The organism is Parvimonas sp. D2 (assembly GCF_035282635.1).
Lineage (GTDB): Bacteria > Bacillota > Clostridia > Tissierellales > Peptoniphilaceae > Parvimonas.
Map to the genome: position 1 here is coordinate 146,532 of NZ_JAYKBO010000001.1, position 21,875 is coordinate 168,406.

Here is a 21,875-nt window from a genome sequence, read left to right on the forward strand (position 1 = left end):
CTAAATGATAGCAAGAAAATTGTATTTTGTCAATATGACTTTAAAAAATATTTTTATTATAAATTGTTCTACATAATTTATTATTTATAATACTTTAAATAAAATATACTTTCTTCAAATTCAGATAAAATTAGTTTAAATCCACATTCTTTTGCATGATTTTTTATCATATCAATCGTTTGTATTTCATTTCTTATTACTCCATAAGTTGTATGAACTTCATTATTTTCAAAACGAATATCCAATTCAACTAAAAATGGTTTAGGATAAATATTTTCTATCTCTGTATCCCATATACATAAAATACCACCTGTTTTTAATACACGGAAGGATTCAAATATAGCTTTTTTCTTAGTTTCTTCATTCATATACATCAATGAATAAAAAAATGTTACAACATCAAATGAATTTTCTTTAAAATTTAAATTGGTAGCATCCATCAAAATTTTATTACAAAAATCAGGAGATTCATCAAGCTCTTCTTTTCTATTGTCTATTGAAATAACCTGATTGGTATATAGACGTCCTATTATTCCTTCTCCTCCACCACCAATATCTAAAATATCACCTTTTAATTCTTTTTTTAAATTAATTCTCATAGCATCCTCCAAATCAATTATACCATAAATAAATTCTTAAAACATTATTTACTTTATAATTATCTCTATTTATGGTATTATTATCTATATATTTTTTAGAAAGGAGATAATATGTTTAAACTGTTAAAAAAGAAAAGTTTTAGAAATTTATTAGTTTTTGACTTATTATATCAACTTGCTTTTATTGTTATTTTATTGCCTTTTGCAAAAGAATTTTTTTCATATATTTTAAAATTAACTAAATTTGGCTTTTTCTATATAGAAAGTCCTAGTATTTTTGCAAAATCTCCAACAAAAATATGGTCTATTTTAATAATTATTTTTTCATTTTCCATAGTTAAATTATTTGAAGTAAGTGGGTTTATATTTACTACAAATCAAATAAGACTTGGAAATGAAGTTTCTATTTTAGAGATTTTTAATAATTCATATAAACTAGTTAAATCTAAAATAAAAAAAATACAAAATTACTTAATTTTGATATTAGTATCCATAAACATACCAATATCAACATCAATTCATAAAGGAATTAAAATTCCCAATTTTATTACTGAATATATTTTAAATTCGACTACAGGCATAGTTTTATTTATTATCATAATTATTTTAGCAATAATTTTTTCAATAATTTTATTGTTTGTTTACCATATATTTTTTTTAGAAAATAAAAATTTTATAGAAAGCATAAAAATAAGTTTTAAGAGAATTAAACAAAATATCTTCAAAAGTATAAAAGTACTATTAATAATAGGGATAAAAAATTTACTAATTCAAATAGTAAAATTTATCTTCTTATTTGTTATAATATTAATATTTTATATGCAAACAAGTAATAAAACATTAAGTAATATTGGAATAATAGCTTATTTATCTATAGCAACAATTTTAAAAATTTTCACAAATGTTTTATCAAATACTGTTACCTTTTATGATTTATCAAAATTTTATTTTAAAACTTCAACCAATGTTGAATTTAGTAACATAGTCTATCCTACAAATAAAATTAAACTAAAGATGTCTCTTGTAATAATATTTCTAATTTTTGCCGGAATTTTTAGTAAATACAGAAACTCAAATGAAGAAATTAAATTTTATCATACTTTTAGAAATTTAAAACCGGATATTATGGCTCATAGAGGAAGCACAAAAAATTCTGCTGAAAACACATTGGAATCTATAAATGAAGCTATACAAAACGAAGCAGAATTTGCAGAAATTGATCTTGTATTAACCAAAGACAATGTAGTTGTTTTATCGCATGACCATAACTTGAAAAGACTTACTGGAAAAAAAGTTAATATTGAAGATTTAACTTTTGAAGAATTAAAAAAATATAAAATAATTGATAAAAAAAATTCTAAAGAATATAATTTTGTTAATTTACAAACTGTTCTTGAAAAAACTTCAGGAAAGATAAAATTAAATATAGAATTAAAACCCTTTAAGAATAACGAAAAGAATTTAGCTAAAGAAGTTACAAAATTAATCAAAGATAAACCTTATGATGTAATTGTTTCTTCATTATCTCCTAAAGTATTAAAAGAAGTCAAGGATATAGAGCCAAATATTCCAACGGGACTAATTTTAGCTTTTAGTTATGGCAATTTTTACAACATGAAATTTGTAGATTTTTTCTGCATAGAAAAAGAAATAGTAACGAACGAAATGATAAGAAAAATTCAAAAAAATGGAAAAAGAGTATATATCTGGACTGCGAATACTCATGAAGATATCACAAAGGCATACTCTAGTGGTGCAGACGGAATAATAACAGATGAAGTTACTCTTTCAAAAGAAATTTTAGAATTGGAAAAAAATAATTTTAATTTCGAACAATTAATAATTAATAAGATAATATCATTAATTCCATAAAAAGACGTCAGTAAAATGTGCTGACGTCTTTTTTTTATAAATATTAAATAATACTATTTTAAAGGAATTTTCTTAGTTAATTCTTCAACTATTTTCAATGCTTTTTCTTTACCTTCTTCTCCATTCTTTATAACTTCGGCAATTGCTTCAGCTATTAAATCCATTTCTTCTTCTTTAAATCCTCTAGTAGTAATTGCTGGAGTTCCAAGTCTTATACCACTTGTAACAAATGGTGATCTTGGATCATTTGGAATAGTATTTTTATTACAAGTAATACGAACGGAATCTAATGCCTTTTCAAGTTCTTTACCACTCATATCATAATCTCTTAAATCAACTAGCATTAAATGATTATCTGTACCATTAGATACAAGTTTAATTCCTCTACTCATTAACCCTTTTGCTAATGCTTGAGCATTTTTCAAAACTTGTTTTTGATATTCTTTGAACTCAGGCTCTAAAGCTTGTTTAAAAGCTATAGCCTTTGCAGCTATTATGTGTAATAATGGTCCACCTTGTGATCCAGGAAATACCGCTCTATTAAAATTAAATTTTTCATTTGCAGCAGCATTGGACAAAATAAGTCCGCCTCTTGGTCCTCTTAATGTCTTATGAGTTGTAGATGTAACTACATCTGCATAAGGAATTGGTGATTCATGTAATCCAGCAGCAACAAGACCAGCAATATGAGCCATATCTACCATTAATACTGCACCTACTTCGTCACAAATTTCTCTAAATTTCTTAAAATCTATCTTTCTTGCATAAGCAGATGCACCTGCCAAAATTAATTTAGGTTTACATTCTTTTGCAATTTTCAAAACTTCATCGTAATCTATAAATCCATTTTCATCTACTCCATATGGAACTGGATGATATATACTACCTGAATAGTTAATAGGGTTTCCATGTGTTAAATGTCCACCATGGTTTAAGTTCATACCCATATAAGTATCACCTGGTTTTAAAATAGCAAAAAATGCAGCAAAGTTAGCTTGAGAGCCTGAATGAGGTTGAACGTTTGCATATTCACAACCATAAAGTTCTTTAACTCTTTCAATAGCTAATTTTTCTGCTTCATCTACAACTTCACAACCACCATAATATCTTTTTCCAGGATATCCTTCAGCATATTTATTAGTTAATATGCTTCCTGCTGCTTCTAAAATCGCATCATTTACCCAGTTTTCAGAAGCTATTAATTCAATATGGCTATTTTGTCTTTCTAATTCTTTATCCAACACTTCAGCTATAGCTGGATCAACTTTTTTTATATTCTCATTTGAAAACATTTCTATTACCCCCTAACAATGATATATTATCATATTTTATATTTTAAGTCAACACGTTTTCTAAAATTTTTTATTTTCAAACTTATTTCGCTATTTACCAGGTTATTAAAGACAATTCATTTAAATTTATAATATTTTATTAATATTTACTTTTTGTTAAAAAAATGTTATAATATTAAAAAATATATAAAAATTACATTTTATTGTCTTAATTATAAATATGGAGGATTTTATGGACTTTAAACAATTAGAAACTTTTATTACAATTGTAAAAACTAAATCTTTTACAAAAACAGCAGATGTGTTATATATAACTCAACCATCTGTTACTAATCATATACAAGCTCTTGAATCTGAACTAAATACTTCTTTATTTGTAAGAACTAGAAGAAGTGTAACACTGACACAAGCAGGTAGCATCGTATATAAACATGCGCTTAATATCTTAGCTTCTTATGATGAAATAATAAGGGATTTGGACATATATTCTCAAAATTTAAAGGGAACTTTAAATATTTGTGTTTCTTCCGTTCCAAGAAAAATAATTTTACCAAATTTGATTGAAAAATTTTCAAATTTATTTCCTGATATATCTTTTAATATTAGTAATGATGATTCAAGAACTGTAATAGACAGTATTTTGGTAGGAGAAACTGACTTTGGTATTGTAGGATTAAAGATTTCTAATCCTAAATTGATATATACTCAAATTATGGATGATCATATTGTTTATGTTGTAAATAAGGATAATTATCCTGACCTAAAGAACTATTCAGTTATAGATATTGAAGATTTAAGTAATGATAAAATTATACTAAGAGAAATTGGTTCGGGTACAAGACAAATTGTAGAAGATGAATTAAAAAGAAATAACTCTTTAAATGTAATTTCTAATAGTGTAGCTACAATACATGATACTAACACAATATTAGAACTTATCACAAAAGGAGTTGGAACTGGCTTTGTATCTCAAAGAATGTTAAATATATCTCCATTTAAAGATAAAGTTAAAATATTAAATATAAAAAATCTTTATTTGAATCGTAAATTTTATTTTGTATACAATAAAAATTTACAATTTTCTAACATCAATAAAATATTCAAAGATTTTATGATGGATGAAATTAATGAATTAAAAAAAGAATTAGATATAAATTCTATATAATGAAAAATCTCTATGAATGCATAGAGATTTTTCTATTTAATTTACCTGTTTTATTTTCATAAACTCAGTATATGTCAATTCACTACTAATTGAGTTAGTCCATTGAAAAGTTACAACCTCTCTTCGATTTTTCAAAGTTGTATTAAATATTGGTAAAGTTCCAATTTCGTTATTTTTTATTTCATACATTGAAATATCATCAGCAGTTAAAATAACTATCATACTCTCGTCTGGAGAAACAAAATAATCCAACACATTTTGTACTTTTTCTTTTACTTTTAATTTTGAAATTTTACTTGATTTATTCGTAAAAATATCTACATTAGGAATTAAATCTAAATCAATCTCACTAGAAACAAAATTATCGTTTGAATAGTTACTTAATATTCCCTTAAAAAACCAATTAAAATTGTTTCTCTTTACCCCAAAATTCTTCATATCATATGAGTTAACATTTTCACTTGAATATCCAAGTTTTCTAATATTGTTAAAATATGCCTTCTCTCCTCTATCTCCGGCAATATCTTTAATAGACATTTTACTCTCTTCTGATAAATTTCCAATTTTATAAATAGAATAATTCTTTTTATTTGTTTCTGAATTATATGATTCAATACTAATATAGTTTTTACTCAAAAAATTTATTGTAGCATTCTTTATATCTAATATATTTTTTGTTGTGTTATTTATATAGTCATTTGTTATATAAATACTATCCTTGGTAGAATTTACAAGAAAAAATTTGTTTTGATTATTGACAAAGAGCCCATTTATCTTGTTTGCAGTAGGTTTATCATTTCCATTTTTTCTTATTAAAAAAGTTTCATAATCAACATCCTTTGTTCCAACACTTTTTACTCCAATTAAAAATGAAATATCTTTTTTAGTATTATTAGAACTTTCATTAAGTTTTAACTTATCAATAAGATCATTATCTACATCATCTGAAATTTTTTCAAAAACATAATACTTTTTGTGATGAATTGTAGCAATTTTATTTTTATTCAAAATTATAAATTCTTTATAAAAATTTCTCTCATCTTTTATAGAAACTACTATCACCTCATCAGAATCAATACTAATCTTATCAGTTATGATGCCATTATACAACAAATAATTTTTAAAATTGAGTTGCCTAAACTTAAAATTTGGATTTGATGTACTTGTTTTTTCAAAGTAAACAAATTTTTCGTTAATATAACACTTATCATCAGAACTTTTTTCTTCACTTCCATCACTCAATGATGTTATAGAAGTCAATTTCCAAGTTCCAGAAATTAACAGCGAATTTGATTTTGGCTCTAATATCATAGAATTAATATCAGTATATCTAAAAAAATTTCCTCTTAAGACAAAAAACAATAAAATTATTAAAAACGCTAAACTTATTCCAATACTACTTAAAATAATTTTTCTATGTCTCATTTTGAATATCTCCTTTTTCAATTGGCAATTCAACTCTAACAACAGTACCTTTCTCTAAAACACTTCTTATTATCAAGTTCCCATTATGAGCTTTTACAATTTCCTCACAAATTGACAAACCAAGACCTGTATGTGAGTTACTATTAGAACCTTTATAAAATTTACCAGTAACTAAAGATATTTCATCTTCAGAAATTCCACAACCATTATCTATGACTTCAACAACAGCTCTTTCATTTTCAATTTTAATATCTGTTAAAACAACTCCACCTTCATCAGTAAATTTTAGAGCATTATCTAAAATATTTATGAACACTTGTTTGATTCGATCTCTATCAGCCATTACCATAACTCTTTTTGTCTCATCATAATTTAGAATCATATCTATTTTCTTAGAACTTGATTTAGGCATTAATTGTTTGTTAATAAAAATTCCAAGCTCATTAAGGTCAAAAAGTTCTTTATTCATTATAAGTCTGCCGCTACTTAGTTCAGAAAAATCTAAAAGCTCAGTAACCATATTCCCTAATCTATCACTTTCTTTTTCTATAATACTTAAACCATCTTCTAAAAGTTTATTATTTTTAGCCTCTGGTTGTAAAGTAAAAGCCCATCCCTTTATAACAGTAAGGGGTGTTCTTAATTCATGAGAAATACTTGAAATAAAATCCTTCTTTAATTGCTCTTTTTTTACCAAATTTTCACTCATTAAATTCATTGTACTACCAAGCTTTGAAATCTCAAAATCTCCAACCTCATCTGCTTTTTCATTTAATTGCCCATCAGCTAATTTTAATGCGACATTAGTTAATCGTTCAATAGGATTGACAATTCTATTACTCATAAATATACTTATACTCATCCCTATTATTATAACAAAAAAACCAAATAAAAAGAAAACAAGATAACGTTGCGCAATCATACTATCAATATTTTCCATAGAAATTATAAACCTTGCTATGCCAACTTGTTCATTCCCATTATTAAGAGGAATTGTTACAGCCAATTCATTTTTATTTGAAATAGGATTTTTATATACAGTTGAACCATTACTTCCGTTTTTGGCTGATGTAACGTCATTTGAAGATAATACACTACCGATTTGATTTCCATTTACTGTATCAAGTAAAACTTTTCCCGAATTATTTAGAATTTGCACCTGTGCATTTACTTCACTATAAAACTCTTCAATATCATCTAATACAAGCTCAGATAAACTTGAATTGGCTAAATGAATTTCATATAGCTTTGCACTATACTTAGCCTGATTTTGTATTATTCCAGTAACACCAGAATAATAATAGTTTTTTATTGTAAAAATCAAAAAAATTTCAAAGAAAACTACTATTAAAACTATAACCATAAAAAACTGAGTCATTATTCTAGTTCTTAAAGATTTTTTTAAAATTAAATCTTTTATTTCATTAAATTTATCAACTAGTTTATTGTACTTTAGTTTGAATTCCATCTATATCCAGTCCCCCAAACTGTTTCAATATATTTTGGTTTACTTGAATTATCCTCAATTTTAGCTCTTAGTCTTCTAATATTAACATCTACGATTTTAATGTCTCCATCAAATTCTTCTCCCCATGTCATATTTAAAAGCTCATTTCTTGAAAAAGCTCTACCAGGATTTGACATAAATATTGTAATAATAGTTAGTTCTGTTGGCGTAAGTTCAATTTCTTTTCCATCTTTATAAAAATTCTTAGAATATAAATCTAATTTAAAAGGATATATACTTATCAAGTCACTACTATTTTGAATTGAAACAAGACGTCTAATAAGAGATTTTATTCTTAAAATAAGTTCAACAGGATTAAATGGTTTACTTAAATAATCATCAGTTCCACTTTCTAATCCATTAATTCTATCTACATCTTGAGTTTTAGCAGTAAGCATTATAATACCAATTTTAGGAAGTTTTTCTCTAAGAATCTTACATACTTCAAAGCCATCTATTCCTGGTAGCATTACATCTAAAATAACAACTTGAGGATTATATTTTAAGGCAAGTTCTACTCCAATTTCTCCACTTTCAGCTTCTAGAACTTCAAAACCTTCTCTTTCAAGATTAATTTTTGTAAACAATCTAATATTTTCTTCATCTTCAACTAATAAAATTTTACTCATTGTAACCTCCTAAAAAATAAATAAACTACTATAAGTATATATTAAATTTAATTAAGTTTCAATAATAATGTTAAAAATACATATAAAAAAATTGGGAAGTTCTTTGGACTTCCCAATCTAATTAATTAAACAATAGTAACTATTTAACTAAACTGTTTCATCAACTAATTCATTTAAGTCAACAAACTTTTCACTTTTTAATCCTTTATCTAGTTTGTTTACCTTCTTAATATTTACAGCAGTTACCTTATATTCTGCAGTTTTAGTAATAGGATCATAGTGTGCACTAGTCAATTGATTTACTGGTGTTTCAGCAAAATGGAATGTCATATAGATTAATCCTGGTTTTACTTTGTCAGTAATTTTTGCTCTACCAACTACACTACCTCTTCTAGAAGTAACTCTCATAAAATCTCCATCCTCTAATCCATATTTTTGTGCGTCTTCTGCTGAAATTTCAATTAACTCATATGGTAAAATTCCATCAAGCGCATCAGAATATCTAGTCATTACATTATAGTGGTATAATGCTCTACCAGTAGATAAGATTATTGGATATTCTTCATTTTCAAGTTCTTTTGGACCTTCATATTCAACAGGTATCATAAGAGCTTTATCTCCTCTTGTAAATTTACCTTCATGAAGATATTTTGTACCCAAATGATCATCTGATGTACATGGCCATTGAACTCCATTCAACTTATCTATTTTATCATAAGTAATTCCTCTATAAGTTGGCATGCACTTTCTAATTTCATCAAAAACATCTTCTGATGTCTTCCAATCAAATCCCTTACCTCCAAGACGTTTTGAGACATCCGCTAAAATAGCCCAATCCAATCTTGCTTGTCCAGGAGCTTCAACAGCTTTTCTAACTCTTTGAACTCTTCTTTCAGATGCAGTAAAAGTACCATCTTTTTCAGCATAACATGTGGCTGGCAAAATAACATCTGCAAGTTTAGCAGTTTCAGTTAAGTTAATATCTTGAACGACTAAGAAATCTAGACTACTTAATGCATGTTTTACATGGTTGGCATCTGGATCAGAAAGTACAGGATCTTCACCCATAATGTACATAGCTTTAACTGAACCTTCTGCTGCTCCATCAAGCATTTCAGGGATTCTAAGTCCCATCTTTCTATTTAATTTACAATTCCAGTGGTTTTCAAACAATTTAACATTATCTTCTTCCAATACTTTATGATATCCCGGAAAATAATTTGGTAAAGCTGCCATATCACAAGCACCTTGAACATTGTTTTGTCCACGAAGAGGATTAATTCCACCACCTTCAATTCCAATATTTCCACATAATAAAGCTAAGTTAGAAAGATTCATTACATTTGATGTACCAGTTGTATGTTCAGTAATACCTAAAGTATAGAAAATTCCGGCTCTTTCAGCAGAAGCATACATTCTTGCAGCTTCATAAATTTGATCTACAGGAACAGTAGTAATTTTACTAACTAATTCTGGAGTATATTTAGAAACAAGTTCTTTAACTTCTTCAAATCTTTCTACTTTATTTTCAACATATTCCTTAGCATATAAACCTTCAGTTATTATTATATTCATGATACCATTAATTAAAGCAGCATCAGTTCCTGATTTCAATGAAATGTGCAAATCGGCTTCTCTTGCTAATTCAGTTTTTCTTGGATCAACTACTACTAGCTTTTTACCTTGTCTATGAGCCTGTTGCATTTTATTTCCGATTATTGGATGAGCTTCAGTTGTATTTGAACCTATAACAAACATTAAATCAGTCTTAAAAACTTCGTTAACAGAATTTGTCATAGCTCCAGAACCTAATGTTGTTGCAAGACCTGCAACTGTAGGAGCATGTCAGGTTCTCGCACAGTGATCAACATTATTTGTACCAATGGCAACACGCATCATCTTTTGAAAAGCAAAATTGTCTTCATTACAAGTTCTAGCAGAGCTTAAACCTGCAATTGAGTCAGGACCATAAGTCTCTTTTGTGCTACTTAACTTAGAAACAACTAAATCTAAAGCTTCTTCCCAAGTTGCTTTTTCAAATACACCATTTCTCTTAATCAATGGATCAGTAAGTCTATCAGGACTGTTAATTAAGTCAGTATGGAAACGCCCTTTAACACAAAGCTGAGTTCCATTAATTGGAGAATCTTCATTTGGAGTAACTCCAATTACTTTTCCAGTCTTAACATTTACATTTAAATCAAAATTACAACCAGTACCACAGAAAGGACATGTTGTTCTCACTTTTTTTACTTCCCAAGGTCTAGTTCCCATTAATTGTTTATTTAGTAAAGCTCCTGTAGGGCAAACACTAATACATTGCCCACAAAATCTACAGTTATCAGTATTTAAATCTAGATTTTTATGAGTTCCAATATAAGCATTAAATCCTCTTTCTACAAAATCTATAGCTCCTGTAACTTGTACATCCTGACATACTCTAACACATTTACCACATAAAATACATTTGTTTTGATCTCTTATCATAACAGGATTGTTTGCATCAATTTCATGATTTTGGACTTCACCAATCCATGTACCTTTCTTCATTCCATATCTATAGCAATATTCTTGCAATTTACAATTACCAACCATATCACAAGTTAAGCAATCACTTGGATGATTAGAAAACAATAAATCTAGAATATTTCTTCTTATTTTTGTTAATTTTTCACTTTCAGTATTTACAACCATTCCTTCTTTTACAAGTGTTGAACATGCTGTTTCAAGTTTTTTACTTCCTTCAATTTCAACAACACACATTCTACATCCAGCAAATGCAGTTAGACTTTTTTCATAACATAAGTTTGGAATATCTACTCCAACCTTTTTAGCAGCTTCAATAATAGTAGTTCCTTTTTCAACACTAACATTCTTTCCATTTATAGTTAAATTAATCATATTAGACATAATATACCTCCAGAACCTATCTTCTAATTATAGCATTAACTGGACACGCAGCTTCACAAGATCCACATTTAATACACTTAGATGGTTCAATAACATGTAATTGCTTTTGAACTCCTGTAATACAATCAACTGGACAAGCCTTAGCACATTTAGTACAACCAATGCACTTATCTGTAATAAAGAATTCAAGAAGAGCTTGACAAACTCCCGCAGGACATTTTTTATCATAAATATGAGCTTCATACTCATTTCTAAAATAATGCAAAGTACTTACTACTGGATTTGCAGCCGTTTGTCCAAGTCCACAAAGTGATGCAACAGTTATTGTTTCGGAAAGATCTTCAAGTCTTTCAATGTCACCATCTTCACCTTTCCCAGAAGTTATTTTTTCCAATAACTCTAACATTCTCTTTGTACCTTCTCTACAAGGAACACATTTACCACAAGATTCTTCAACAGTAAAATCTAAGAAAAATCTTGCAATATCAACCATACAATCTGTTTCATCCATTACAACCATTCCACCTGATCCCATAATAGAACCAATCTTAGCTAAAGATCCAAAGTCTACAGGTGTATCAAAATAATCTGTAGGAATACAACCACCAGAAGGTCCACCAGTTTGAACAGCTTTTACTTTTTTATCATTACCAGTACCACCACCAATGTCATATACAATTTCATTTATTGTAGTTCCCATAGGAACTTCAACAAGTCCTGCATTGGCAACCTTACCTACAAGGGCAAATACTTTAGTTCCAGAACTATCTTCTGTACCAATTGATTTATACCAATCTGAACCTTTATACATAATTTGCGGTACATTTGCAAATGTTTCAACATTATTTAAAACAGTAGGTTTTTGGAAAAGGCCTTTAACTGTTGTTCTATAAACCTTAGTTCTTGGCATACCACGTTTACCTTCTATAGATTCTATAAGTGCTGTGCCTTCTCCACAAACAAATGCTCCAGCACCAAGCCTTAATTCAACATGAAAACTAAAATCTGTTCCTAGAATATTATCACCAAGAAGATTCTTTTCTTCTGCCTTCTTTATTGCTTCTCTTAAATTTATGACAGCTTTAGGATATTCAGCTCTAACATAGATAAAACCTCTATCAGCCCCAATCGCAAAGCCACAAATCGCCATTCCCTCTAATACAGAATGTGGATCTCCTTCAAGTATAGATCTATCCATAAATGCTCCTGGATCTCCTTCATCTGCATTACATACTACGTATTTTTGACCCGCAGGTTGTTGCATAGCACCTTCCCATTTTCTCCCTGTTGGGAAACCTGCACCACCACGGCCTCTAAGTCCTGAATTTTTCATTTCATTTACAACTTCTTCAGGAGTAAGACTTCCTATTACTTTCGCTAAAGCGTAATATCCACCTAATGCAACATATTCATTAACACTATGTTCATCAACTATTCCAAAATTCTTTAATGCAATTCTAGTTTGTTTTTCAAAAAACTCTCCTTTTAGACGAATACCATTTTCGTCAATTATGTACTTATCAGGTTCTTGATTTAACCTTTCAATTAATAGAGGATAGTTTTTTTCTTTAATAGTATCTAATATTTTAAAATCAACTTCAGTTTTTATCATAAGATCACCTCTATTTATACTTTCTCATTATTCTTCTGATATCTGCTTTTTTTATATGAGCATAAACATCTTCATTTATTGTAACAACAGGTGCTAAATTACATTCACCAATACAACGAGTTTGAGCAACAGAAAACTTCAAATCTTCACTAGTTCCACCAACATCTACACCTACTCTGTCACAAAACTCATTTAAAATTTCTTGAGCTCCTTTTACGTAACAAGCAGTTCCCATACATACAGAAATTTGATATTTTCCTTTTGGAATAAATGAAAATTGTGAATAGAAAGTAGCTACACCAAATACTTTAGCAGGGAATATTTTCATTCTTTTTGCTATCAAATCCATAATCTCTTCTGGAAGATACCCAAAAATACTTTGTGCTTCTTGTAAAACTGGCATTAATGCTCCCGGAATATCTTTCTTCTTATCAATAAATTCACAAAGCTCATCAATTTTGTCTTGATTTTCTTCAACATTAAAAACAAAAGCCATAATTTGCCTCCTTGTAAAATTTTTTAGAAGAACCATATGTAATTATATAATAAAAAACAAGAAATTACTTATTTAAAACATTAAACATTGATAACAATACTCTAATCCATTAATATGTACTATTTTAGTATATAACCATCATATAGTTATTCTAGTTATAATATAGCGAAATACAATACTACATCATACTTAGAGTATAGCAAAATCAGCAAATTTTTTCAAGCATTTTAGCTTTTAAGTATTAAAAATTTTGATAGATTTTCAAAAAAAATATTTTATTTAATACTTAATTTTATCTATATAATTAACAATATAATTAATCTAATTATTTTCTTAAATTATATCCATTTTAATCTTAAAAAATAATTCTATTCCATATGTTATGTTTTTTTGACGTTACTTATAATAAGAACCCCACCCCTTTTCTATGCTTCGCTTCGTGTGGGTACCTGGGAAACTTGTTGCTTCGCAATAAAAAAAATTCTCTTTTAGAGAATTTTTTAAAACATTTTATTATATTGTATAAAATTCTTTTAAGTCTTGTTCAAAAAATGAAATTAAAGTTTCCATAGCCACATTTTCATCATCTCCTGTTACTTCAATTTCTATTTCTTCACCATTTCCAACCTGCATTGATAAAATACTTAAAATACTTTTTCCATTGTATCTATTATTATCTTTTATTAATATAATATCAGAATTAAATTTTACTGAATTCCTTAAAAACATAGAAGCTACTCTGGCATTAAGGCCAATTTCCGATTTGACTACAACCTTTTCCTTTAACATATTTGCCTCCTTTATTTTTCTTTCTTAATCTATATTATATCAAAACAATCTATAATTGTCCATATTTAAAAATAATTTTTAAAAAGATTTTTTTAAAATTATTAAATAACCTATTAAATAATGTTTTCACATTATATAAAAAGAAACTGATTTACTAAAAATAAACCAGTTTTACAAAATTATATATTCTTACCTTCCGAAATTTTTCCAGAAATCATAGTATAAACCTTATCTGCATATGATAGACATGCTAGGTCATGTGTAACAAGTACAATTGTTGTATTATTTTTTTTATTAATATCTTTCATTATTTCTAATACTTCCTTAGTATTTTCAACATCCAAATCAGAAGTAGGTTCATCTGCAAGAATTATTTTAGGATAATTCATCAGTGCTCTTGCAATTGTAACTCTTCTAAGTTCTCCCCCTGATAATTCTCTAGGATATGAACTTTCTAAATGTTCTAAACCTAATTCTTTTAACAAATATTTTCCGCGACCAACAGAATCTCCTTCTCTTTTACTTAGATAAAAAGGTAAACAAATATTATCTAGAATGTTAAGTGTTGACAATACTACTGTAGATTGTGGAACAAATCCCATTAAGTCATTTCTTATAAAAGATTTTTCATCATCAGAAAGAGAGCTTATCTCTTTATTATCCAATGACACTTTCCCACTTGTAGGACTTAATATTCCAGATATGATATTTAAAAGTGTAGATTTGCCGCTTCCAGATTTTCCGACTATTGCAACAAATTCTCCGCTCTTAATATCCAAATTAACATCATCTAATGCATTAAATTCTTTCGCTCTAACATATGTTTTGTATAATTGTTCTACTTTTAACATTCTAATCATTCTCCCTCATAGTCAAATAAACATCAGTTCTACTGATTTTTCTAGCAGCATTTAATGATGATAAACATCCAATTACTGTTCCAACTAATAAACTAAACAATGAAACTAGAACTAATTTTGGTATTGAAGGAGTTAAGAACGGTAAATTTAAGTTTTTTTGAATAATTGGAATTATTGAAAACACAGCTATAATGCCAATAATTATTCCAAGAACTGATCCATAAAAACCTATATATAAGGACTCATACATAATAATCTTAGATAACTTTTTCTTAGACGCTCCTAACACTCGAAGAATACTTAATTCCTTTTTTCTTTCATTAAGTATTACAGAAAATACTACTGCCAATAAAATCATTGACATTCCCCATATTACAGCTATTGAAATATATATATAACTTGAAATAACCTTTAAATTTGAAGATACTTCATTTACAAATTTTTTACTAAACATAGCAAAAATTCCATCTTTAGCATATTCTTTCATAATCTTATTAGATACTTCTGAAGCACTGTAATTTGGCTTTAATTTCAATAAAATTGTAGAAATTTTTTCGCCTTCAGAAGCTGGATTTTTTTGAATTCGTTCGCTTGCTTTTGCAAGTTTTCTAGCAGTTTTCATATTAACGAAAACTGTTGCATCAAAACCCATACCAGTTTGTTCGAGTTTTCCAACTATATCAAGCTCTTCTTCAAAAAATTTAACTTTTGAATTTTTTTCACCAACAATATTACTTCCTACAATTACTTCATCATCTTTTAATTCTCTCTTAAGTGTTTTTTGAAGCCAAGGCTTAATTAAAAAATCTGTATCATAATCTATTCCTATAATTTGAACGGGGTACGAGCAACAAGATGCAGAAAGTGTTGCAACATAAAGCTGAGGTGTTGCTGATTCTATACCTTCAATTTTTTTTATCTTTTCTAATGAATCATTAGGAAGATAAAATTCACTAGGTTCTCCTTTTAGTAATACACTTTCAATATTTGCCTTATAACCTTCTGGAACAACAATAATATCTGCACCAAGTCTATTTGACAGATTATTAACTCCACCAGAAATACTTGATGATAAAATCGTACCACAGAACAAAAATAAAACAAAAATAGCAATAATGCTAATTAATGAAATACTTCTAAGAGGTTTTTTTCTTATGTTTTCTTTCGCTAAAAACTTAATATCAATTTTCTTATTAGTCATTTTTTTCTCTTTTCTTTAATGAATTAATTTTCTTTTCTTATCAAAACATAAATCAAATAAAAAATTGAGATAAGAGCAATTGCAATTCCTAAAATAGAAACTATTGTAAATGTATTATGTTTGATACAATCCATAGAATCTTTCATGCAATATCCCATGAATCTAGGAGCTCCATCTTTTCCGGCACCAATAGTAACCTTAATTATTTTATTTGGTATTAAATGAACACTAATTCCTGCTAATATATTAATAATATTAAAAATAATCTTTGAAATTTTATTATCTACAAAAACAGATACTAATGAAATTATAACAATTCCTACACCAACACAAGTTGCTAATAGACCGCTATAATAACAACTCATTCTTGACCCATTAGCCATTGCAGGACAAACAGGTGCGATTACAAATGGTGTTAATGCAAGTACAGTCCCTAATAGTAAAATAATAATATTAACAATTTTCTTCTTTAATATTTTCACGAAAATCCTCCTAAAAATTATTTATTTAAAGCATTATTAACCGCATTTTTAAATCTTTTATAAGAAATTGTCGCTCCACTAACTGAGTCAACTTTATCAATATCTTGAACCTCAACTAACTTTTTTGCATATCCTTCACTATTCTTTACAGCTTTTTGTGCTTGCTTATAATTAAAATCAGCATCATCTTTACCATAATTTTCGTCTTTTATCTTATTATTCTTATTTTCTCTCTCTTCTCTAACACAATCTACAATTTTCTTATCTTTAACAGTAATTACGACTTTAACATTTGAACTTTCATCTTTGTAATATCCTTCATATACTCCATCTTTTAATGTTTTTTTTGAACTACATGAAGTAACAAATATCATAGATAAAATTAGAATAATAAAAAAATTAAAATTTTTCCTTTTCATATATACCACCAAAAACATTATAACATCTATAATTTATATTGTCAATAATTTATCATCTACAATTTTTCCATAATCTAATATTATTTTTCTCATAGCCTCATCTCCTACTTCAGGATCATGAGTAACAACAATTATAGTAGCACCTTCCTTGTGAAGTTGTTTTAGAATTTCTATTACCATAATTTCATTTGCTTCATCCAAATTTCCTGTTGGTTCATCAGCTAATATTATTTCAGGATTATTTATTAAAGCTCTTGCTATACATACTCTTTGTTGTTCTCCACCAGATAATTGACTTGGCAAATGCTTTGCTCTATCACCAAGACCTACTTTTTTAAGTGCTTCTAAAGCTTCTTTTTCATCAATCATACTATGATAATACTGAGCAACCATTACATTTTCAAGAGCGGTTAAATAACTAATCAAATGAAATTGTTGAAATATAAGACCAATTTTTTCTCTTCTAATATTAGTAAGATTTTTTTGACTTTCTTTTGAAATGTCTATTCCATCAATTAATACTTGTCCATTTGATGGTCTATCCATACATCCTATTATATTCATCATAGTTGTTTTTCCAGAACCTGATGAGCCCATTATAGCAATCCAGTCACCTTTTTTAACCTTTAAATTAATGTTACTAAGAGCATTAACTGATTCATAAATTTTAGAAACATCTCTAAGTTCTAATATTACTTTATCATTATCCATATTTTACTCTCCTTTTAATACTAATGCAGGATCAATGTCAACAGCTTTTTTAACCGGTAAAATACAACCTGCAGTAGTTACTAATACTGAAATCACAACAATTACAGGAATTAATATATATTGGAATGTAATTGTCCTACCAAAAACACTAAGACTTACTCTTTGAGCAAATATAAACCCAAATATAACACCAATAACTCCTCCAATTAGTCCAAGTAATACACTCTCTCCTATAAAATCCATTATAATTTCTTTATTATGTGCGCCAAGTGCTTTTTTTAATCCTATTTCTTTTCTTCTTTCAGCAATTATCGCCATCATAGTTGTCGAAACTGAAATTGTTGTCAAAACTAATATAACTATATTAACTAATAATATTAAAGCAGTTAATTTATTTAATACAGTATCTTGAGATTGAGTAACTCTTTTTACAGCAGAACCTATAACATTAGGTAATTTATTACTCAAATTTTTTGCGAAAGTATCTAATTCATTGTGATTAGCTTCTATACTACATTCAATTGAATCAATTTTTGTTGTATCCTCAACTATTTCATTTAGTTTGTCTATATTTAAAAATATGAAGGATTCTTCTTTACCCCCAGTTGTAATTATTCCTTTTACTGTTAAAGTTACGTCGTAAAAATCATCACCTGTATCTTTATTTTTACTTTTCTCTGCAGAATCATTCACATCTGAAGCAATTGCACTTTTCCCGTGTTTTACTCCACTAACTTTAAATTTATCTCCTACTGAAAGTCCTAAAGTTTTGGCAATTTCTTTTCCTACCATAACTTCATTTGAATCGCTATTTGTTGCCCATTCTCCTTCAACATACCAAAAAGGACTATTTTTTTTTGCTCCATCCATATCAGTACCCGCAAGAATATATGGCTTTTGATTAATTTTTGTCGTCTCATATCGGTATGGAGCTATACCTACAACATTCATATTTTTTATAATTTCTTTAAATTCTTTATATTCTTCTTCAGTAATTTTTCCTTCACTAGGTAGACATATAAAATTAGCGCCATATGATCTAAATTCTTTACCCAACTGTCTTGGAATATCAAAATATATAGTAATAAGACCAGACATAATCGTAGCTCCTATTATTACAGCTAATAAAGCTACTACCATTCTTGACTTTCTTCTTATGAAAGAACTTAAAATCATTTTTAAATACATTTTTCTCTTACTCATTTTAATCCTACCTTCCATGAAGAACTTCTGTCGGTTTAAGTTTAAATAGATAATGAATAGCTGGAATACTTCCAATTAATGAAACTCCAATTACCAGAGCAATATCAATAGGAATAACCATTACTGCTGGTTCTATATAAGATCCAAACACAGTAATTCCTATTATTTGTGTAAATCCAAGCCCAATAAAATATCCTGCTATGCCACCTATGATACCAGTTAATACAATTTCTGTTAAAATAAGCAACATTATCCTAAGATTAGAACCTCCAATTGCTTTTATAAGACCTATTTCCTGACTTTTTTCCATTACAGTAGCAGTAACAAGATTTGAAATTCCAAGTGCAGAGCCAATTGATCCTAATGCTGTAATTAGAATCATAAGTAATTTCGTTTTATCTAATATTTTTCCTTCTGACTCTGCTACTTGTCTTATAGGTTTGGCTACACTATCTTCAACAACTTCTTGTATTTGATAACAAATAGAACTAACATAAGCTGTACAATACCAAGTTTCATATTCAGTAGGTGTTAAGCTATTTGGATCTCTAGTTGCTTTTTTTGCTAATTCATTATCAGGAGTAGTAAGTGCCGAAACTTCTATATTAGAAATTTTTCCTTCAATTCCATATAAGTCTTGAACTGACTTCAAAGTAGAAAAAACGTTTAAATCTTCATTTCCACCGGATTCAAATATTCCTTTAACATTATACATCTTAGTATTTTTACCATTACTTATTTCTATTTTATCTCCAACTTTAACTCCATTTTTTCCCGCAAACAAGCTTCCAACCATAATACTATTATCGTCATCTTCATTTAACCATTCTCCAGTGATTTTCCACCAATTTTTTAAGTTTTTCATACCAGTATCAATTTGTTCACCAGTTGTTAAATCCATGTGTTTAGAAAACCATGTACCTATTAATTTAGTTTTTTGATTATTAACTTTTGCAGTTTTCTCAAGATAAGGAGTAAAATCAACTATAGAAAACCCCCAAAAAATTTGTTTGATTTTAGGTAAATCTTCTTCTTTTAAATATTTATCATTTGTTGTAGTTTCAGAATTTTCTAATTCATACAAATCAGAAATTAATGAAGCATCCTTAGAAACTACATTTATATTTGCCCCATAAGTTTTAAGCTCTTTATTTACTTTATCACCAACTCCAAGCATTACATTTAACATTCCTGTAGCAAGAGATACACCAAGTGCGACAGTAAAAGCTATCATAAACATCTTTTTTCGTTGTCTGATTAAAGTTCCAAAAACCATTCTCCAAAACATACTATTCTCCTATTGGAAATCTTTCTTTTTCTTTATCTAAAACTTTTTTATCAATTATTATTTTTGAATTTTCAATTTTATAATCAAAAGGAATTGGATTACATCCACCTTTAAATCCTATAGTTGCTTTATTCATAACAACATCACATCTTTTGCACACTATATCATTTTTTCTTTCAAAATATCCTGCAACTCCACATATTTGACAAGCATCTAAGCCTACTCCATAAGAAGTACTATTAGGCTTTTTAACAACTATAAATCTAATATCATGACCATCTTTCTTATATGAAAATCTATGCAAGTGCCCATCATCAACATCAGATAAGGGAATAATAATTTTATCCCCTTCCTCTTGATATGGCTGTGCTGCTGTTAATTCAACTGGTTTTGTAAGTTGATAATTTAAGTAAGTCGCAGAAAATAACATTACAAATGATAATACTGTAGTAAAATAAGCCCATCTTCTATTTACTATCAATCTCCATTTTTCTTTTCTTAAACTTGCATTATTATCAAATTTTTCCTTTACCCTTAAATTTTTAGATACAAAAAAAATCATACCTAATAAAATTATTATAAAAGCTACAGAAATAAAATATGTTTCACTTTTATCTTCTATAATCATTAAGTCAAAAACCTTTATTCCAAAAATATTGCTCTTTTCAGTTAAAATTGGTGGCATATTAAAGTCTTTCTTTAGATATTCTTTAAGTCTAACTATTGATGTTATCCCTTTTAAAGCATATTCTAAAAATGTATTAATAAATATAGCAATAAACATTATAATATATTGTTTTTTGCTACATCTAACTAGAAACTTATAAAATGCTAATACTAATAATATTCCAGTTAAAATTCCAAGAATAAATCCACTTACTCTAAATAGAGTCACAGTACTTACAGAATCTTCTCCAAATGCAATAAATTCCATCGCTTGAGTTAAAAGTTTAGGAATAAGCAAATATAGCATAAACGAGATAGTTATAAACATAAAACCTAAATTTATAGAAGTAATAAAATTATATATTTTATTTTTATTTTTTGTTATAACTCCTAAAATCAATGTAATACTCATTAAAATAAAAACAAAAAGACATAATGCAAAAACATATCTATTTAATTTTGTAACTGTATGTATCATTTCCTTTTTATTTTTTACTCTAAGAATATGTATATAAAAACCTAAAAAAATTCCTATCACTAAAATTGAAAAAGAAATTATTTTATTAATCAGTGTTGAATTTTTCTTTAAAAAAGATAACACCAATGCAAAGAAAAAAGAAAATGTACATATAGTAAAAATTACATCAACATAAAATTTTCCCAAAATAAAACCTCACTTCTAAAATACGGCAAAACCTCTCTTAAAATAATAAGAGAGGATTTATCCGTTTGTCATATATTGAATACTA

Annotated in this window: 19 protein-coding genes; 2 read left to right on the top strand and 17 right to left on the bottom strand. The window is 27.6% G+C overall.

Going from position 1 to position 21,875, the window contains the following annotated elements; translation table 11 throughout:
- Positions 1-80 precede the first annotated feature (80 nt).
- Complete coding sequence (locus VJI77_RS00660) at positions 81-599, bottom strand: class I SAM-dependent methyltransferase (protein WP_323987888.1); 519 nt, start codon at positions 597-599, stop codon at positions 81-83.
- Positions 600-710: 111 nt separating this feature from the next.
- On the opposite strand from VJI77_RS00660, the gene VJI77_RS00665 reads away from it, so the two are divergent.
- Entirely contained in the window at positions 711-2,471 is a 1,761-nt protein-coding gene (locus VJI77_RS00665) for a glycerophosphodiester phosphodiesterase family protein (RefSeq protein WP_323987890.1), read from the top strand.
- A 53-nt stretch (positions 2,472-2,524) separates the two neighbouring features.
- Here the strand turns inward: VJI77_RS00665 and glyA are convergent, their stop codons facing one another.
- The gene (glyA, locus tag VJI77_RS00670) at positions 2,525-3,763 is read right to left on the bottom strand and encodes a serine hydroxymethyltransferase (RefSeq protein WP_323987891.1); all 1,239 of its coding nucleotides are present in this window, start codon (positions 3,761-3,763) and stop codon (positions 2,525-2,527) included.
- A 232-nt stretch (positions 3,764-3,995) separates the two neighbouring features.
- Between glyA and VJI77_RS00675 the strand changes: the two genes are divergently transcribed.
- Positions 3,996-4,928: a selenium metabolism-associated LysR family transcriptional regulator gene (locus VJI77_RS00675; RefSeq protein ID WP_293439829.1), complete on the top strand. Its 933-nt coding sequence runs from the start codon at positions 3,996-3,998 to the stop codon at positions 4,926-4,928.
- 36 nt (positions 4,929-4,964) lie between these two features.
- Here the strand turns inward: VJI77_RS00675 and VJI77_RS00680 are convergent, their stop codons facing one another.
- The 15 genes from VJI77_RS00680 to VJI77_RS00750 all read right to left on the bottom strand — a co-directional run bounded on the left by VJI77_RS00680 (position 4,965) and on the right by VJI77_RS00750 (position 21,790).
- Positions 4,965-6,353, bottom strand: a complete 1,389-nt coding sequence (locus tag VJI77_RS00680; RefSeq protein WP_323987892.1) for a hypothetical protein — start codon at positions 6,351-6,353, stop codon at positions 4,965-4,967.
- Positions 6,343-7,821, bottom strand: a complete 1,479-nt coding sequence (locus tag VJI77_RS00685; RefSeq protein ID WP_009372499.1) for a sensor histidine kinase — start codon at positions 7,819-7,821, stop codon at positions 6,343-6,345. The genes VJI77_RS00680 and VJI77_RS00685 overlap by 11 nt, the downstream gene beginning before the upstream one ends.
- Entirely contained in the window at positions 7,806-8,489 is a 684-nt protein-coding gene (locus VJI77_RS00690; RefSeq protein ID WP_009372593.1) for a response regulator transcription factor, read from the bottom strand. The genes VJI77_RS00685 and VJI77_RS00690 overlap by 16 nt, the downstream gene beginning before the upstream one ends.
- A gap of 147 nt (positions 8,490-8,636) precedes the next feature.
- A complete protein-coding gene (gene fdhF / locus VJI77_RS00695) occupies positions 8,637-11,390 on the bottom strand; it encodes a formate dehydrogenase subunit alpha (protein WP_323988142.1) in 2,754 nt (917 codons plus the stop codon).
- A gap of 25 nt (positions 11,391-11,415) precedes the next feature.
- On the bottom strand, positions 11,416-13,011 hold the full coding sequence (locus VJI77_RS00700) for a complex I 51 kDa subunit family protein (protein WP_293439833.1): 1,596 nt from the start codon (positions 13,009-13,011) through the stop codon (positions 11,416-11,418).
- Between the two features lie 10 nt (positions 13,012-13,021).
- Positions 13,022-13,507 (bottom strand): NADH-quinone oxidoreductase subunit NuoE family protein, encoded by a 486-nt coding sequence (locus VJI77_RS00705; RefSeq protein ID WP_009372536.1) that lies wholly within the window; start codon positions 13,505-13,507, stop codon positions 13,022-13,024.
- A 513-nt stretch (positions 13,508-14,020) separates the two neighbouring features.
- On the bottom strand, positions 14,021-14,296 hold the full coding sequence (locus VJI77_RS00710) for an HPr family phosphocarrier protein (RefSeq protein ID WP_009372558.1): 276 nt from the start codon (positions 14,294-14,296) through the stop codon (positions 14,021-14,023).
- A gap of 179 nt (positions 14,297-14,475) precedes the next feature.
- A complete protein-coding gene (locus VJI77_RS00715) occupies positions 14,476-15,156 on the bottom strand; it encodes an ABC transporter ATP-binding protein (protein WP_323987893.1) in 681 nt (226 codons plus the stop codon).
- On the bottom strand, positions 15,149-16,357 hold the full coding sequence (locus VJI77_RS00720) for an ABC transporter permease (protein ID WP_293439835.1): 1,209 nt from the start codon (positions 16,355-16,357) through the stop codon (positions 15,149-15,151). The genes VJI77_RS00715 and VJI77_RS00720 overlap by 8 nt, the downstream gene beginning before the upstream one ends.
- Before the next feature lie 23 nt (positions 16,358-16,380).
- Positions 16,381-16,839, bottom strand: a complete 459-nt coding sequence (locus VJI77_RS00725; RefSeq protein WP_293439836.1) for a DUF4418 family protein — start codon at positions 16,837-16,839, stop codon at positions 16,381-16,383.
- Positions 16,840-16,856: 17 nt separating this feature from the next.
- Positions 16,857-17,258, bottom strand: coding sequence for an FMN-binding protein (locus VJI77_RS00730; protein WP_293439837.1), 402 nt, complete (start codon positions 17,256-17,258; stop codon positions 16,857-16,859).
- A 33-nt stretch (positions 17,259-17,291) separates the two neighbouring features.
- On the bottom strand, positions 17,292-17,969 hold the full coding sequence (locus tag VJI77_RS00735; RefSeq protein WP_009354227.1) for an ABC transporter ATP-binding protein: 678 nt from the start codon (positions 17,967-17,969) through the stop codon (positions 17,292-17,294).
- 3 nt (positions 17,970-17,972) lie between these two features.
- Positions 17,973-19,172, bottom strand: coding sequence for an ABC transporter permease (locus VJI77_RS00740; RefSeq protein ID WP_293439838.1), 1,200 nt, complete (start codon positions 19,170-19,172; stop codon positions 17,973-17,975).
- A gap of 7 nt (positions 19,173-19,179) precedes the next feature.
- A complete protein-coding gene (locus VJI77_RS00745) occupies positions 19,180-20,460 on the bottom strand; it encodes an ABC transporter permease (RefSeq protein ID WP_009354244.1) in 1,281 nt (426 codons plus the stop codon).
- Between the two features lies 1 nt (position 20,461).
- Positions 20,462-21,790: a Fe-S-containing protein gene (locus tag VJI77_RS00750; protein WP_323987894.1), complete on the bottom strand. Its 1,329-nt coding sequence runs from the start codon at positions 21,788-21,790 to the stop codon at positions 20,462-20,464.
- Positions 21,791-21,875: the final 85 nt, after the last annotated feature.

Excerpts from the sequence above, each read along its gene's own strand:
- VJI77_RS00660 (WP_323987888.1), bottom strand. The coding sequence starts at position 599 with ATGAGAATTAATTTAAAAAAAGAATTAAAAGGTGATATTTTAGATATT.
- VJI77_RS00665 (WP_323987890.1), top strand. The coding sequence starts at position 711 with ATGTTTAAACTGTTAAAAAAGAAAAGTTTTAGAAATTTATTAGTTTTT.
- glyA (WP_323987891.1), bottom strand. The coding sequence starts at position 3,763 with ATGTTTTCAAATGAGAATATAAAAAAAGTTGATCCAGCTATAGCTGAA.
- VJI77_RS00675 (WP_293439829.1), top strand. The coding sequence starts at position 3,996 with ATGGACTTTAAACAATTAGAAACTTTTATTACAATTGTAAAAACTAAA.
- VJI77_RS00680 (WP_323987892.1), bottom strand. The coding sequence starts at position 6,353 with ATGAGACATAGAAAAATTATTTTAAGTAGTATTGGAATAAGTTTAGCG.
- VJI77_RS00685 (WP_009372499.1), bottom strand. The coding sequence starts at position 7,821 with ATGGAATTCAAACTAAAGTACAATAAACTAGTTGATAAATTTAATGAA.
- VJI77_RS00690 (WP_009372593.1), bottom strand. The coding sequence starts at position 8,489 with ATGAGTAAAATTTTATTAGTTGAAGATGAAGAAAATATTAGATTGTTT.
- VJI77_RS00700 (WP_293439833.1), bottom strand. The coding sequence starts at position 13,011 with ATGATAAAAACTGAAGTTGATTTTAAAATATTAGATACTATTAAAGAA.
- VJI77_RS00705 (WP_009372536.1), bottom strand. The coding sequence starts at position 13,507 with ATGGCTTTTGTTTTTAATGTTGAAGAAAATCAAGACAAAATTGATGAG.
- VJI77_RS00710 (WP_009372558.1), bottom strand. The coding sequence starts at position 14,296 with ATGTTAAAGGAAAAGGTTGTAGTCAAATCGGAAATTGGCCTTAATGCC.
- VJI77_RS00715 (WP_323987893.1), bottom strand. The coding sequence starts at position 15,156 with ATGATTAGAATGTTAAAAGTAGAACAATTATACAAAACATATGTTAGA.
- VJI77_RS00720 (WP_293439835.1), bottom strand. The coding sequence starts at position 16,357 with ATGACTAATAAGAAAATTGATATTAAGTTTTTAGCGAAAGAAAACATA.
- VJI77_RS00730 (WP_293439837.1), bottom strand. The coding sequence starts at position 17,258 with ATGAAAAGGAAAAATTTTAATTTTTTTATTATTCTAATTTTATCTATG.
- VJI77_RS00735 (WP_009354227.1), bottom strand. The coding sequence starts at position 17,969 with ATGGATAATGATAAAGTAATATTAGAACTTAGAGATGTTTCTAAAATT.
- VJI77_RS00740 (WP_293439838.1), bottom strand. The coding sequence starts at position 19,172 with ATGAGTAAGAGAAAAATGTATTTAAAAATGATTTTAAGTTCTTTCATA.
- VJI77_RS00745 (WP_009354244.1), bottom strand. The coding sequence starts at position 20,460 with ATGTTTTGGAGAATGGTTTTTGGAACTTTAATCAGACAACGAAAAAAG.